Origin of the sequence: Vogesella urethralis, assembly GCF_007644045.2 — a bacterium.
GTDB classification, from domain to species: Bacteria; Pseudomonadota; Gammaproteobacteria; order Burkholderiales; family Chromobacteriaceae; genus Vogesella; species Vogesella urethralis.
On record NZ_VMDW02000125.1, the window covers coordinates 71,276 to 84,851 of the forward strand.

At 62.7% G+C, this 13,576-nt stretch carries 14 protein-coding genes and 1 pseudogene; 5 read left to right on the plus strand and 10 right to left on the minus strand.

Annotated elements, in window-relative coordinates:
* Nucleotides 1–3: 3 nt before the first annotated feature.
* Nucleotides 4–1,242, plus strand: coding sequence for a DUF3426 domain-containing protein (locus FLQ03_RS15965; RefSeq protein WP_144373188.1), 1,239 nt, complete (start codon nt 4–6; stop codon nt 1,240–1,242).
* A gap of 99 nt (nt 1,243–1,341) precedes the next feature.
* Nucleotides 1,342–1,896 carry a redoxin family protein gene (locus FLQ03_RS15970; protein WP_144373174.1) on the plus strand — a complete coding sequence of 185 codons (555 nt, stop codon included), beginning with the start codon at nt 1,342–1,344 and terminating at the stop codon, nt 1,894–1,896.
* 63 nt (nt 1,897–1,959) lie between these two features.
* Here the strand turns inward: FLQ03_RS15970 and FLQ03_RS15975 are convergent, their stop codons facing one another.
* From FLQ03_RS15975 to hemE, 7 genes are all read right to left on the minus strand, one after another.
* Nucleotides 1,960–2,955, minus strand: a complete 996-nt coding sequence (locus FLQ03_RS15975) for an NAD(P)H-dependent glycerol-3-phosphate dehydrogenase (protein ID WP_144373175.1) — start codon at nt 2,953–2,955, stop codon at nt 1,960–1,962.
* A gap of 10 nt (nt 2,956–2,965) precedes the next feature.
* Complete coding sequence (locus tag FLQ03_RS15980; protein WP_144373176.1) at nt 2,966–3,406, minus strand: SH3 domain-containing protein; 441 nt, start codon at nt 3,404–3,406, stop codon at nt 2,966–2,968.
* Nucleotides 3,407–3,411: 5 nt separating this feature from the next.
* A complete protein-coding gene (gene secB / locus FLQ03_RS15985; RefSeq protein WP_144373177.1) occupies nt 3,412–3,864 on the minus strand; it encodes a protein-export chaperone SecB in 453 nt (150 codons plus the stop codon).
* A gap of 87 nt (nt 3,865–3,951) precedes the next feature.
* A complete protein-coding gene (gene grxC / locus FLQ03_RS15990) occupies nt 3,952–4,209 on the minus strand; it encodes a glutaredoxin 3 (protein WP_144373178.1) in 258 nt (85 codons plus the stop codon).
* A gap of 61 nt (nt 4,210–4,270) precedes the next feature.
* On the minus strand, nt 4,271–5,650 hold the full coding sequence (gene dacB, locus FLQ03_RS15995; RefSeq protein WP_144373179.1) for a D-alanyl-D-alanine carboxypeptidase/D-alanyl-D-alanine endopeptidase: 1,380 nt from the start codon (nt 5,648–5,650) through the stop codon (nt 4,271–4,273).
* Between the two features lie 3 nt (nt 5,651–5,653).
* A complete protein-coding gene (locus tag FLQ03_RS16000) occupies nt 5,654–7,822 on the minus strand; it encodes a primosomal protein N' (protein WP_144373180.1) in 2,169 nt (722 codons plus the stop codon).
* Nucleotides 7,823–8,179: 357 nt separating this feature from the next.
* The gene (gene hemE, locus FLQ03_RS16005) at nt 8,180–9,244 is read right to left on the minus strand and encodes a uroporphyrinogen decarboxylase (protein WP_144373181.1); all 1,065 of its coding nucleotides are present in this window, start codon (nt 9,242–9,244) and stop codon (nt 8,180–8,182) included.
* Nucleotides 9,245–9,454: 210 nt separating this feature from the next.
* On the opposite strand from hemE, the gene FLQ03_RS16010 reads away from it, so the two are divergent.
* Nucleotides 9,455–9,862, plus strand: coding sequence for a mechanosensitive ion channel family protein (locus FLQ03_RS16010; RefSeq protein ID WP_206211007.1), 408 nt, complete (start codon nt 9,455–9,457; stop codon nt 9,860–9,862).
* A gap of 111 nt (nt 9,863–9,973) precedes the next feature.
* Here FLQ03_RS16010 and FLQ03_RS19495 read toward each other — a convergent pair whose 3' ends face one another.
* Both FLQ03_RS19495 and FLQ03_RS16025 read right to left on the minus strand, forming a co-directional pair.
* The gene (locus FLQ03_RS19495) at nt 9,974–11,434 is read right to left on the minus strand and encodes a YecA family protein (protein ID WP_144373182.1); all 1,461 of its coding nucleotides are present in this window, start codon (nt 11,432–11,434) and stop codon (nt 9,974–9,976) included.
* Nucleotides 11,435–11,830: 396 nt separating this feature from the next.
* On the minus strand, nt 11,831–12,037 hold the full coding sequence (locus tag FLQ03_RS16025) for a helix-turn-helix domain-containing protein (protein WP_144373183.1): 207 nt from the start codon (nt 12,035–12,037) through the stop codon (nt 11,831–11,833).
* 140 nt (nt 12,038–12,177) lie between these two features.
* Between FLQ03_RS16025 and FLQ03_RS16030 the strand changes: the two genes are divergently transcribed.
* Nucleotides 12,178–12,744: a response regulator gene (locus FLQ03_RS16030; RefSeq protein WP_144373184.1), complete on the plus strand. Its 567-nt coding sequence runs from the start codon at nt 12,178–12,180 to the stop codon at nt 12,742–12,744.
* Complete coding sequence (locus FLQ03_RS16035; RefSeq protein ID WP_144373185.1) at nt 12,741–13,115, plus strand: DEAD/DEAH box helicase family protein; 375 nt, start codon at nt 12,741–12,743, stop codon at nt 13,113–13,115. Before FLQ03_RS16030 ends, FLQ03_RS16035 begins: the two co-directional genes overlap by 4 nt.
* On the opposite strand, the pseudogene FLQ03_RS16040 reads toward FLQ03_RS16035, so the two are convergent.
* Nucleotides 13,109–13,501 (minus strand): annotated as a pseudogene (locus FLQ03_RS16040) (integrase core domain-containing protein); the annotation flags it as partial. The gene FLQ03_RS16035 and the pseudogene FLQ03_RS16040 overlap by 7 nt on opposite strands.
* Nucleotides 13,502–13,576: the final 75 nt, after the last annotated feature.

Below are 13,576 nucleotides of genomic sequence, written 5' to 3' on the forward strand. Positions count from 1 at the left end.
ACCATGAGCTACACCACACAGTGCCCCAGCTGCCAGACCAAGTTCAAAGTCTCTGACGCCCATCTCGCCCTCGCCGGCGGCATGGTACGCTGCGGGCGCTGTAGCCATGTTTTTCATGCGCCCAGTCATTTCGACAGTGCCGCCGACGCGGCACTGACACCGCCGCCGGTACAGCAAGCCACACCCGCACCGGTGGCCCCTGCCCCGCGTCCAGCCGAAGACGACGACTTCGAGCTGGAACTGCCCGATTTCGAACCCGCCCCTGCGGCCAACCCTGCGCCGCCGCCCGCGCCGCAGCGCCAGCCTGCACCCAGCCCGTTCGACGACATCCTGCCCGACAGCCCGCTGCCCGACACCGACTTCGACCTGCCCGACTTCGACCTGATGGAGCGCCAGCGCGCCACGCCTGCGCCGCAACCGCCCAGCCAGCCTATCGTGTCCGACTTCCGCGCCGCTGCCGCACAGGCTGAGGCCGAAGCCGCCAGCAGCAGCCAACCGGAAATGGACGCTTTCCAGCAGGCGCTGGCCGAAGCGCTGCGTAGCCCCGCCAGCAGCGGCAATAACCGCAAACTGTCGGCCTACGTACAGCCGGAAGACGACGACACGGAAGCGGCCCCGGCACCAGACACCAGCCGTCGCCAGGAACCGGCGCTGAGCGCCCCGGATTTTGATGAGCCGCCGCCCGCCGCGCCCGCCTTCGTAGCCGAAACGGAAGCCGAAGCCGAACACGACGAAGCCGTGCCGGCCGCCAGCACTGGCAGCATGGTGAAAACCGGGCTGTATGCAGTGCTGGGTACCTTGCTGGCGGTTGCCTTGCTGGGCCAGTTGTTGTTTATCAACCGCACCCGCGTCGGCGCTGAAGTGCCCGAACTGCGCCCGGCCTTCGAAAGCCTGTGCGCCAGCCTGGGCTGCAGCGTGCCGCTGCCGACCGATCGCCAACTGATCCGTACCGAATGGTCCGAACTGTCGTTCGTACCGCAAAACGACCACCTGATCCAGCTGAATGCCACGCTGAAGAACCTGGCCAAATACCCGCAAGCCTTTCCGGTGATGGAGCTGACGCTGAAAGATGCCGAAGACAAGGTGGTAGTACGCAAGGCGTTTCGGCCGCAAGAATACCTGAGTGCCAGCGATTACAAACTGGGCCAGTTCAACAGCAACAGCGAGCTGAAGATCCAGCTGCGCATGGCCATGGCGCAAGGCAAGGCGCTGGGCTACAGCCTGCACTTCTACTACCCGTAATACCCGTCTGCCAGCGCGGCGGCCAACCCTGGCCTGCTGCGCTGCACACTTGCATTTCCTCCGCGATAAGCCACAGTGGTATCACAAACGGAGGAAGACATGGCACTACACCCCTTTAGCTATCAGGAAGAAGCCCTCGAGGTCAGCGGCAATTTCCCCGAAGCCGGCCACACGCTGCCCAGCTTCATGCTGGTGGACGAACAGCTGCGCGACGTCTCGCTGGAGCGCTACCTTGGCCGCGTCAAGCTGGTGGTCACCTTGCTGTCCATCGACGCCGAGCAAGCCGGCCTCACCCTGCTGCAAGACCTGCGCCGCGCCCTGGAAGCGTGGCCACTGCTGCAGTTCATCGTGATCACGGTGGACTCCCCGTTCAGTCTGGCCCGCGCCCGCCGCGAGCACGGCCTGCCGCACGTGGTGCTGCTGTCCACGCTGCGCGGCCGCGACTTCCACAAGCACTTTGGCGTCCTGCTGCAGGATATTCCGCTGGCCGGCGTCACCTGCCCTGCGCTGTGGCTGGTGGACGAGCAGGATCACATCCACTTTGCCCAGCGTCTGGAAGCCGACGATCAAGGCTTCGACCTGCCGCGCCTGCGCGAGAAACTGGATGCCGTATTCAACCCGCCGCCCGCCCCGGCTGACACCGACGCCGGCTAGCCCGGCACAAAAAAACACCCCCTTTCCTGGGAAAGGGGGTGCTCGGTGTACGGCAGGCGGCACTCAGGGCGTGCCGAACTCCGGTTTCGGCGTGCGTCCCAGCAGACGCTCTACCACGCTTTGCGGCTTGGCCTGATGATAGAGCAGCTCGCAAACTGCCGCCGTGATCGGCATGTCTACCTCCAGGCGCTCGGCCATGCGCAATACCTCGCGCGCCGTCGGCACGCCTTCGGCCACGTGGCCCAGCTCCTGCAGGATGGTCTCCAGCGACTTGCCTTCTGCCAGCTTGAGGCCCACCTGGCGGTTACGCGACAGCGCCCCGGTGCAGGTCAGCAGCAAGTCGCCCACACCGGACAAACCCAGCATGCTCTGCTGGCTGCCGCCCAGCGCCACCGCCAGACGGGTGATTTCTGCCAGGCCACGGGTAATCAGCGCCGCCCGGGCGTTCATGCCGAAGCCCAGGCCGTCGGCCACGCCGGTAGCAATGGCCATCACGTTCTTGACCGCGCCGCCTACCTCCACACCGACCAGATCGTCATTGGCGTAGATACGCAGCAGCGGGCTGTGCAGCTCGCGGGCGAAATCACGGGCAAAGGCATAGTTTTCGGAGGCCAGTGTCACCGCCGCCGGCAGGCCCAGCGCCACTTCCTTGGCGAAGCTGGGGCCGGACAACACGCCGATGGTTTTCAGTGCCGGAAACTCTTCGGCAACCACCTGGTGCGGCAACAAGCTGGAGCCGGCTTCGAAGCCCTTGCACGCCCACAGGATGGGGGCGTCCACCTTCAGGCGTGACAGCTCCTTGAGGCTGGGGCGCAGGCCGGCAATCGGCGTCACCACCAGCACCAGCTCGACACCCATCACCGCCTCGGACAGGTCGGCCGACAGGTGCAGGTTGTCGGGGAAGGGGCAATCGGGCAGGTAGCGGCGATTGAGCCGGCTGGCCTGCATATCGATCATCTGTGCGGCGTCGCGGCCCCACAGCGTGACGTGGTGCTGGCGGCTGAAGGCCATCGCCAGCGCGGTACCCCAGGCGCCGGCGCCCAGAACGGTAATCTTCATGACGCCTCTCTTACAGGCCCCACAGGCCATTGATGCGGGCGTAACCGCTGCTGCCGTCGCGGTGCTTGAGCTTGACCCAGCTGCTTTGCGGCGCTTCCACCATGTCCAGCACCAGGTCTTTTTCGGCCCAGAACAGCACGCGGGCCTTGTCGTCGGCGCTTTCGCGCACGGCCAGCTTGTCGGCCGTTACCAGTACGGTACGGCGGGTAGACAGCGCGGCAGAAGGAATCCAGGCGATGCCGCCGGTGGCGTCGCGTACCCGCGACCAGTCTTTCTGCGTGGCCAGCACCTCTACCGGAAAGTAGCGGCTCACCACGAACAGTTTCTGGGCCGACAGATTGGGCGCGTCATACAGGGCGACGCCGGTTTCTTTCACCGAGCGGAATTCCAGTGCAAAAGCCGTACCGGCCACCAGGGCCAGCACGGCTGCAAGCAATGCGTGTCGCTTCATAGGGTTCAGGCGTTGCCGGCTTCGGCCTGCTCAGCGCGTTGCTGCATGTACAGGGCTTCGAAGTTGATCGGCGACAGCAGTACCGGCGGGAAACCGGCGCGGCCAACCAGGTTGGACACGGTTTCGCGGGCGTACGGGAACAGGATGTTCGGGCAAGCCACGCCCAGAATCGGGTCGATGTCTTCTGCCGGCAGGTTGCGGATCTGGAAGATGCCGGCCTGGGTGACTTCGCACAGGAACATGGTCTTGTCGCCGACTTTGGCGGTAACGGTGATGGTCATCGAAGACTCGAAGAAGCCTTCTTCCAGCTGCTGCGCGCCGTTAGCCAGCTGCATGTCGATTTCCGGCTGTTCCTGCTCCAGGAAGATGGCGGGGGCGTTCGGGATCTCCAGCGACAGATCTTTCACGTAGATTTTTTCGATGGAGAATACCGGTTGCAGCTCTTGTTGTTCGCTCATGGTTCACGTCTCTATGGCACCGGTGCGGTGCGGGGTTGGTATCAGCTGTCATCATCGCACGATTGCATGACAGCGACGAGATGCAGATCAATCTGCCAGCAGCACGTCTAGCTTGCCGGCGCCGTTCAGCGCCACCAGATCGTCACAGCCGCCGACATGGGTGTCGCCGATGAAGATTTGCGGCACGGTGCGGCGGCCGGTGATGCTCATCATCTTCTCGCGCTCGGCCGGGTCCAGGTCGATACGGATCTCATTGATCTGGGCCACGCCTTTGCTGGCCAGCAGTTGCTTGGCGCGGATGCAGTAAGGGCATACGGCCGTGGTGTACATGGTAACGGGTTTCATCTGGCTTTCCCTAGCGGTGATGGCACGATTATAAGCGCGCCGGCTGGCGCTTAGCCACCGCTCACCGCAGCGGCGGCAAGGTGGCCTGGTAACGGCGGATCACGTCGCTGACTGCCGCGTCCAGCGCCGGCGTCAGGTTGGCCGCGCGCGGCGAGTTGACCACCGCCACGATCACCAGCCGCTGCCCGCCCGGCGCCTGCCAGTAACCGGCCAGCGCGCGGGTATCGTCCAGGGTGCCGGTCTTCAGGCGCAGGCCGCCGGCAAAGCTGCCCAAGCGCTTGCGCAGCGTGCCGTCCTCGCCAGCCAACGGCAGCGTGGCGGCCAGCTCCGGGCCGTAAGGGCCGCGCGCGGCGTCGCGCAGTACCTCGCCCAGCAATCGCGGGCTGATGCGCTCGCGCCGCGACAGGCCGGCGCCGTTTTCCAGTACCAGGCCATCGGCGGCCAGCTGCTTTTCCTGCAGCAAGGCACGCACCTGGGCAATGCCGTCCTGCAGCGTATCGCCGCGTTGCGGATACTGCATGCCCAACGCCAGCAGCACACTGCGCGCCATGGTGTTGTTGCTGAACTTGTTGACGTCGCCAAGGATGGCCAGCAGCGGGTCGGAATCGGCCTGCAGCAGCAAACGGCTGTCGGCCGGCGCAGCGGCCACGCCGGCGGCTTGCGGCCCCTGCCCGCCCAGCCCCTGCCACAGCGCGCTGAAGCTCTGCACCGCAAAATCATTGACCGACAGGACGTTCACATAGTTGGCCGCGCCGTCGCAGGCGGGCGGCAGCTTGCCGCTAACGCGGATGCGGTTGCCGTCGATGTCGGCTTTCACGTGCTGACGCACGTCGCCACAGCTGCCGGCAGTGCCGGTTTGCAGCTGGTTGTCCAGTTGCAGGCCAGGTAGCGGCGGGTCCAGCTGCACGCTTGGGCGACCGGCGTCAAAGCTGTAGCGCAACCAGGCCACCTTGAGGTTGAGCAGGTGGGTATCGGGCGGCACGGTAAACACGCGGTCGGCGTCGCCGGCAAAGCCGTCGGCAGTGCCGGCATTGCTGTAGGCGTGCTTGTCCAGCAGCAGGCGGCCGTCGATGCGCTGTACGCCGCGCAGGCGGAGCTGGCGCAGCATTTCGGCCAGGCGCGGGGTATCGAGGCGCGGGTCGCCGCTGCCTACCCAGTACAGGTCGCCGCGCAGCACGCCGTTTTCCAGCGGCGCGCTGGTGCGGAACTCGGTCTTCCAGCGGTAGCCGGGGCCCAAGCGGTTCAGTGCGGCCCAGCTGGTCAGCAGCTTCATGGTGGAAGCCGGGTTCACCGGCACCTCGGCGCGCCAGGCGTCGAAGACAGCGTCTTGCTCGACCGGGGCGGCCCACAGCGCGATTTCGTCGGGGCGGAAGCCGGCCGGCGCCGCCGCCGCGGCCACGCCGCAGCAGAGCGCCAGCAGGCTGGCAAACAGTGTTTTCACGTCTTACTCCAGGGGGTCGACATCCAGCGACCAACGTAACTGGCGCGGCGCCTTGCGCGCCAGCGTCTCGATTTGCGGCAGCATGCTGCGCAGCCAGCCGTGCAGCATAACGCGTTGTACGGCTTCGATAGTAAGCTGCGCGCGCTCGCGCCCGGCCAACCGCGCCATCAGCGCCGGTGCCGGCCCGAACAGGCTGACGCCTTCCGGCGGCGTGCCCAGCGCCAGCATGGCATGTTGCAGGAACAGCTCGGCGTCGGCGTAAGCCGGCGCATCGGCGCGCAGCACCACCTGGTACGCCGCCGGCGGAAAGCCGGCCTCGCGGCGCTCGGCCAGCAGGTTGGCCGCATAACCGTCAAAATCGTGCTGCTGCAGCGCCAGGTAGAGCGGATGGTCCGGCCATTGCGTCTGGATCACCACCTGCCCGGCTACGCCGGCACGGCCGGCGCGGCCCGCCACCTGCATCAGCTGGGCAAACAGCCGCTCGCCGGCACGGAAGTCGGCCGAGTACAAGGCGCCGTCGCTGCCCAGTACCACCACCAGCGACAGCGCGCCAAAATCATGCCCCTTGGCCAGCATCTGGGTACCGACCAGGATATCCACCTCGCCGGCGTGCACGCGCTGGTAAATGCTGTCCCACGCGGCCTTGGTGCTGGTGCTGTCACGGTCGATGCGCAGGATGCGCGCCTCGGGCAGCAGCCGCTGCAACGCCGCCTCCAGCCGCTGTGTTCCCTCGCCCAGCGGCTTGATGTCGGGGTTGCCGCAGTCGGGGCACTGCACCGGAATGCGCTGTACCGCGCCGCAATGGTGGCAGCGCAGCTGGCGGGCGCTCAGGTGCAGCACCATGCGGGCACTGCAATGGCGGCAGGCGGAGGTCCAGCCGCAATCGGTGCAGGCCAGCACCGGCGCGTAGCCGCGGCGGTTGATGAACACCAGGCTCATCTCGCGCCGGGCCAGCCGGCGCCGTAGCGCGGCCACCACCTCGGGGGCGAGGCCGTCGTCCAGGCGCTGGCGGCGCACGTCCAGCAAGCCGATCTGCGGCAGGGTGGCGCCGTCGTGGGCGCGGCTGGCCAGCACCAGCTTGCGGTAACGGCCGGCCTCGGCGTTGGCGACGGTTTCCAGGCTGGGCGTGGCACTGCCCAGCAACACCGGCACCTGCTGGCGATGGGCACGCCACACGGCCAAGTCGCGCGCGTGGTAGCGCAGGCCGTCCTGCTGTTTGAATGAGCCGTCGTGTTCCTCGTCCACAATCACCAGCCCCAGCTGCAGCAGCGGCGTGAACACCGCCAGGCGGGTGCCGATGACGATGCCGGCGCGGCCGGCTTCGGCGTCCAGCCAGCCTTGCAGGCGCTCGCCATCGGACAGACCACTGTGCAGGCAGGCGATCAGCGTGGCCGGGAAGCGGCAGGCAAAGCGGTGGATCAGCTGTGGCGTGAGGTTGATTTCGGGAATGATCACCAGCACCTGGCGGCCGGCGGCCAACACCTCGGCAATCAGCTGCAGGTAAACCTCGGTCTTGCCGCTACCGGTAATGCCGTGCAGCAGGAAAGCCGCATAGCCGCCCAGGGCGGCGGCAACCGCGGCGCGCGCCGCTTCCTGCTCCGGGTTGAGCGGCAGCGCGTCGCATACCTGCAGCGGCGGCGCCTGCCACGGCAGCGCCACGATATCGCCACTGGCCAAGCCGTCAGCCAGATAGCGGTGCGCCTGCGCGTGCAGCTGGCGCAAGGCCTCCCGCTTTTGTGGTTGTTGCAGCGCGTGCCATAGCAGCAGTTTGACTTTGCTGCGCGGCGGCGGCGGTGCCTGCCGGCCCTGTTCGCTCAACAGGTAGCAGTGGCGATCCTGGCCGGCCACGTCGCGCGGCTCGCGTAGCGCCGTGGGCAAGGCGGTAAACAGCGCCTGCCCCGGCGGGTGCAGGTAGTAGCGGGCGGCAAACGCTACCTGCTCCAACAGTAACGGCGGCAGCGTGGGGCCCGCCAGCACCGCCAGGACGGGCTTCAGCTTGTCAGGCGCCACCTGCGGCGGCTGCTGGCTGTTGTCCACCACGCCACACAGCTCGCGTGTGCCGAACGCCACCCGTACCCGGGTGCCGTCCGGCAGCGGCTGCGGGTGCAGATAGCTGAAGGCGGTACGCATCGGTACATCCAGCCATACGCTGATCATCTGTTGCTGCGCCAAGAAGGCTCCTGTTCCGCGCCAAGCCGCGCCGTTGCTGGCTTGCCGCCATTTGTGCACATTTGCTGTGGATAACTTTGTGAACAAGCTGTCGGTTTGCGGCTGCCAAGGCCGTCAAACCGGCATTTCCATTGGATTGCACAAAAATTAATCTAAAAAATAAACCTTTTAAATTCAACGGATTATGTTTGATTCTATTTTTTTATCGCCAGCGCTTGACAGATTGCTCACAAACTTATCGAGCGTGTGAATAAGTCATGGAACGCCTGTATGGAAAACTGTCAAGCCCCTTGCGCAAGCACCGTGTCACAAACAAAAACGGCCACCGCTGCAAGCGATGGCCGCCATGTTACCGCGTGCTCAGGCAGCGTGATATTGGCGCGACAGACGGTGCACCGCCTCGACCAGGGCGCCGGCGTGCGCCGGGTCGGCAAATTGCGAAATGCCGTGGCCCAGGTTGAACACGTGGCCGCTGCCGTGGCCGTAGGCGGCCAGAATGCGGCCGGCTTCCGCCTCGATCGACGCCGGGCTGCCGAACAGCGCGTTGGGGTCGAAGTTACCCTGTAGCGCCACCTGCTGGCCGACGCGGGCACGCGCCAGGCCGATGTCAGTGGTCCAGTCCAGACCCACGCAATCGGCACCGATGGCAGCGATGTCTTCCAGCCACTGGCCACCGCCCTTGGTGAACACGATCACCGGCACGCGACGGCCGTCCACCTCGCGGGTGAGGCCGGCCACGATCTGCTGCATATAAGCCAGCGAGAACTCGCGGTAAGCGGCATGGCTAAGCGCCCCGCCCCAGGTATCGAAAATCTGCACTGCCTGGGCGCCGGCAGCGATCTGCGCATTCAGGTAGGCGGTTACCGATTGGGCGGTGATCTGCAGGATGCGGTGCAGCAGCTCGGGACGGGCGTACAGCATGGCTTTGACGTGGCGGAAATCAGCCGAGCCACCGCCTTCGATCATGTAGCAGGCCAGCGTGAACGGGCTGCCGGAAAAACCGATCAGCGGCACGCGGCCATCCAGCGCGCGGCGGATGCTGCTGACGGCGTCAAACACGTACTGCAGTTTTTCCAGCGGCGCCACCTGCAACGCCTGGATGGCGGCTTCGTCACGCAGCGTGCGTTCGAACTTGGGGCCTTCGCCTTCGGCAAAGTACAGCCCCAGGCCCATGGCGTCGGGTACGGTCAGGATGTCGGAAAACAGGATGGCCGCGTCCAGCGGGAAACGCTCCAGCGGCTGCAGCGTGACTTCGGTGGCGTAATCCGGGCTGGTACACAGGCCCATGAAGCTGCCCGCCTTGGCGCGCGTGGCGCGGTATTCCGGCAGGTAGCGGCCAGCCTGGCGCATCATCCAGATCGGGGTGTAGTCAACCGGCTGCTTCAGCAGCGCGCGCAGGAAGGTGTCGTTCTTGAGCTGTGTCATGTCGGCGTCAATGGGTTTGCTAAGTTGGCCGCATTATAACGCGACCGCTCCTTGCCGTGCTTTGACATAAGTCGCCCCGCTGTGGGCAAAAAGCCGGCGCGGTAACGGGTGTGATTTATTGCCATTGTTAATCCGCTTGTGAGCCCCGGACCCGTGTGCTTAACTGGAACAGCTGTAAATCCTGTCAAATAGACTTTAAAGGAGTAGCACATGAATCAGAGCGACATTTCGCAGTGGCAACAGATCCTTGGCACCTACGCACTCGACGTAGGGGGCAAGCTGCTGGCTGCCATCCTGTTCTGGGTACTGGGCCGCTGGCTGATCGGCGTGGTCGGTAACCTGGTACAGCGTGCACTGGCCCGCCAGCACGTTGACGCAACCATCATGCGTTACCTGGGCACCGTCATCAACGTGACCCTCAACATCATGCTGGTAGTGGGCATTCTGGGCTACTTCGGTATCCAGACCACCACCTTTGCCGCGCTGTTTGCCGCTGCTGGCGTGGCCATCGGCATGGCATGGTCCGGCCTGCTGTCCAACTTTGCCGCCGGCGTGTTCCTGATCGTGCTGCGCCCGCTAGAAAAATGCCACGCTACTTACATACTAATTGCAAAGTAACTATATTACATAGGCCTCTAAGATAAGTATTTATCAGAATAGGCCATACTTATTATACTTTTATCTTCATGCAATTTTACTGTGAGCTCTTCACTATGATGCTTTGGCACTCTACCCATGGCACTTCTTGTACTTCTTGCCTGAGCCGCAAGGGCAAGGATCATTGCGGCCAACTTTGCCAGGCGTTGCCCGCGTGCCAGTTCGCTGTGGTGGTACAAACTGCGTCACCCTATCGTTGAATTGCCGCATCTCGGACGTGCCGAAGAAGTTCCATCCCCTGTTCTGCTCTTCATAGTGGGTACGCATTTCGTCGGTCCACACCTCACAAGGCATGAGAATGAAGTCTTCAGCAACCGTTCCGTCCGAGAATTTAGGTGCGTCGATGCCGATCCCGATAACCTTCACGAGGTATGGAAACTTGTTCTTCGCTGCGCCACATGCGATCTCAAGAAGTGTCTGTCGCTTCTCGCGGTAGTCGGGTTCGGCGCGGAGCGCATCCGATACACGCAATTGCAGCAAGACGTAGGCGACATTTGGCTCGAACGAGGGCAGGAAGGTGACCTGCCTAGAAAACTGCCCGGCGTCGGGGAAGCGCTCGACGGCGGAAAGCATCTTCTCGGCAAGCCCCCTTCGCATAAAGCGCGGCTCTTTGACCATCTCGTAGATTGCGCTTTCGCCCCGTAGGATGTCGGAGTTACCACCGAGCGTGCCGTCCAGACTGTTCTGGGACGTGCGCTGAATCAGCTCGTCCCAGAAGTACGAGATGCGGTCTACATTCTTAGTATTCTTGTACAGATCGGTCTGCACAAAGTCGTGCCACTCTCCCTCACCGATCATGACTCCGTTGAAGCTGCCCTTCTTCGGCCCAATCACGTGGCGCTTCGTCGTGGCGTCGTAGTTCAGAAGGTAGTGGCCGAGAAGGTCCTCCTCACCGCAATAGCTCAGGTAATCGAACGCGGAGGCGGCCCGGACCTTCTCGTTAAGATACGCCGCGAAGTCAGTCACCGTGTCCAGCTCTCGCAGCAAGATGGGCATGTTATGGCTGTCAAGGATGTGAACCGGTTTCCGTTTGTCGATCTCGAGATGGAATGGCTCAGTAGGGCCCCCATCAGTCTCCGTGTAGGTGATCGCCAGGCTGCCATAGATATTCTGCTGCGAAGCCCGCTCGCAGGCCTCCTTGGCTCCATGGGCAACGATGATCTTGTGGATAACCACTGCGTCTCTGTCAAATACGAAGGGGAATGGCTTAGCGCCCTTCGCATCGAGAAAGATCGGCCTGCCGCTGCGGATGTAGCGCTCGGCTCCGTGTGCGGTCTTGATCTGGCGGTCGATGACGTTGCGCTTCCAACGGTCCCACAAGACCTTCGGATCCTTGTCAGGGTCTTCCGACAGTTCGTTCTCGCGGTCGAAAAAGATGAAGACGTGGTTGCCCAAAACAGCCAGCAGGTCGCACAGCTCGTGCCCATCGTCCTTATGCGGGTTTGGGTAGCTCCAGAGTTTCAGGAAGGACTTCTCGCAGAACTCCGCCAGCATCCTCTCCGTCACAGTGACTCCACTCGATTTTTCTGTCATTGAAGCGTAGCTCCTATGGAGTTGGCTACCTCGCGCATTGCCTCGACGACCTCTTGCAGGAAAGCGTTACGGTCCGGTGAAGGGGTCACTTCAGGAATTGGGGCCGCGCGGTCATAGATTTGGCCTGCAATCAGTTCCGCGCGGCGGAAGGTCGAGCGAGGTCCTGATTCGTCAAACGCGATGCGCCACTCCGCCAGACGCTCGGTGCGCACGCGGCGCGGCGCAAGTGTTACGAGTCTGCGGCTCAGTTCTTCGGCAATCGCGTCATATAGATGCTGTTTGTCGTCGTCACTGGGCTCCGGTTCAGACCACGAGACCGGGTTCTGGAGGAGAACGTAAAGGCGATGCTGGAGCTGCTGTTTGAGGTCGGCTAGCCGCGTGCTGCCATAGGGTTAACTATGGCAGCAATTCTCGTACGTCACACTGCAGCACATTGGCGAGCAGGTACACCTTTTCCAAGGTCACACTGGTTTCTCCCCGTTCGATCCGCCCAACATAGCTCCGGTCCATCCCGGCCAACAGGGCGAGATCATCCTGCGAAATCTTCATTTCCTTGCGCTTGCGTCTGAGATTGTTCCCGAACAGGACAGCGATGTCAGTCATGTCTCGTCTCTCTTAAAGACGAGAACTATCCTCAGTTGCCCCTCGCAAAACCACGGATTATAATCCGCATTTTTCTTGTATCTGCCTCGCCGCGACCGCCTCTCTTCCTCCATTCATCCCTTCAAGGATGATGTTTGCACATGCGCAAGTTGAAAATACCCCAAAGGCTTTACGACGCATTGGTTATCCAAGCGATGGATCACTTCACCATCCTTGAACTACGCGAAGCTTGCTTTGTGCATGCCAACAGCAATGTTCGCGCTAGCCGTATCAAGGCCTACAAAACCGCATACCGCCAAATCGAAAGGCTGGTCAGCAAGGGGCTCCTTGCCAAGATCAAGCCCGAACTGGGGGCCGTACGCTATGAGAAGACAGAAGCATTCCACGACACCGAGTTTGCGATTCGCAAGGCGCCCACTGCTACCCCTCGTAACCTCAGTGAAGTGACGGTGCATGGAGGGAATGACGGCGCCTCGCAAGCGATGGGAGAAAGGCTGCGCGCATTAGCACGGAGCTACCAGGTGGATCTGCTTACCTGTATTGGCGAATCTGAAGAGTACATCCGGCTGTACAGTGACTTTCCTGAACTCAAAGCCCAGCTTGAACCGCAATACCATGCGGCACGGGAACGTAGCTCCAAACTGCTGGGGAAAATCAAAGCGCTGGACACGGTACTGGCACAACTACCGCACCTAGCCAACCAATGAAGCTGCGTCGCTGGCAAGACGAATGCCTCAACCTAGCCCTCAGCCACTACACCCAATATCGACACTTCCTGTGTCTCGCCACACCGGGAGCGGGTAAAACCGTTTTTGCCGCCGAGTTGGCTCGCCGGATGAAAGCCAGCCATCAGATCGACCTTGTGTTGTGTTTCTCCCCTTCAGTGGCCGTTGCTGCAGGATTACGCCAAGCGATGGAAGAACGGCTAGGCCGTCGTCTTGATGGTGCGCTAGGCGCGGTTGGAGGCTCCTACACCTACCAGAACCTCATGTTTTTCAAATCAGAGTTCTGGTCAATGCTGGAGCACCATCGCGTCCTAGTGATTTTTGACGAGACGACGTCCCCCCATTTTCAGTAGCACTGAGCATTAGAGTCCGAGGCTAATTTACCTGATTTCTCAGCGAGTGATTTGGCGTAGGCCGCCGGCGTCAAACCACCCAGGGCTTTCTTGGGCCTTTCGTTGTTGTATTCCTTCCGCCAAGCTTCGATGACGACCTGGGCATGGCGCAGGCTGGTGAACCAGTGTTCGTTCAGGCACTCATCCCGGAAGCGCCCGTTAAACGATTCGATGTAGGCGTTCTGATTGGGTTTGCCCGGCTCGATGAGGAAGAGCTGAACGCCACGAGCATGCGCCCAGCTGAGCATGGCGCGGCTGCAGAACTCCTTGCCGTTATCTGTCCTGATCGCCTTGGGCAAGCCGCGTGTTGTCGCCAACTGGTCGAGAACGCGCGTCAGATGCAGCCCGGGGCTGTCCGAATTTTTGTGTAAACAGGGTTTAGGTTACGCCTGTGGAATACGTTCCTCGAATTGAATGGTAAA

Excerpts from the sequence above, each read along its gene's own strand:
- FLQ03_RS15965 (WP_144373188.1), top strand. The coding sequence starts at position 4 with ATGAGCTACACCACACAGTGCCCCAGCTGCCAGACCAAGTTCAAAGTC.
- FLQ03_RS15975 (WP_144373175.1), bottom strand. The coding sequence starts at position 2,955 with ATGAAGATTACCGTTCTGGGCGCCGGCGCCTGGGGTACCGCGCTGGCG.
- FLQ03_RS15980 (WP_144373176.1), bottom strand. The coding sequence starts at position 3,406 with ATGAAGCGACACGCATTGCTTGCAGCCGTGCTGGCCCTGGTGGCCGGT.
- grxC (WP_144373178.1), bottom strand. The coding sequence starts at position 4,209 with ATGAAACCCGTTACCATGTACACCACGGCCGTATGCCCTTACTGCATC.
- hemE (WP_144373181.1), bottom strand. The coding sequence starts at position 9,244 with ATGACACAGCTCAAGAACGACACCTTCCTGCGCGCGCTGCTGAAGCAG.
- FLQ03_RS16030 (WP_144373184.1), top strand. The coding sequence starts at position 12,178 with ATGCGCAAGTTGAAAATACCCCAAAGGCTTTACGACGCATTGGTTATC.
- FLQ03_RS16025 (WP_144373183.1), bottom strand. The coding sequence starts at position 12,037 with ATGACTGACATCGCTGTCCTGTTCGGGAACAATCTCAGACGCAAGCGC.
- FLQ03_RS16010 (WP_206211007.1), top strand. The coding sequence starts at position 9,455 with ATGAATCAGAGCGACATTTCGCAGTGGCAACAGATCCTTGGCACCTAC.
- FLQ03_RS19495 (WP_144373182.1), bottom strand. The coding sequence starts at position 11,434 with ATGACAGAAAAATCGAGTGGAGTCACTGTGACGGAGAGGATGCTGGCG.
- FLQ03_RS16035 (WP_144373185.1), top strand. The coding sequence starts at position 12,741 with ATGAAGCTGCGTCGCTGGCAAGACGAATGCCTCAACCTAGCCCTCAGC.
- secB (WP_144373177.1), bottom strand. The coding sequence starts at position 3,864 with ATGAGCGAACAACAAGAGCTGCAACCGGTATTCTCCATCGAAAAAATC.
- FLQ03_RS15970 (WP_144373174.1), top strand. The coding sequence starts at position 1,342 with ATGGCACTACACCCCTTTAGCTATCAGGAAGAAGCCCTCGAGGTCAGC.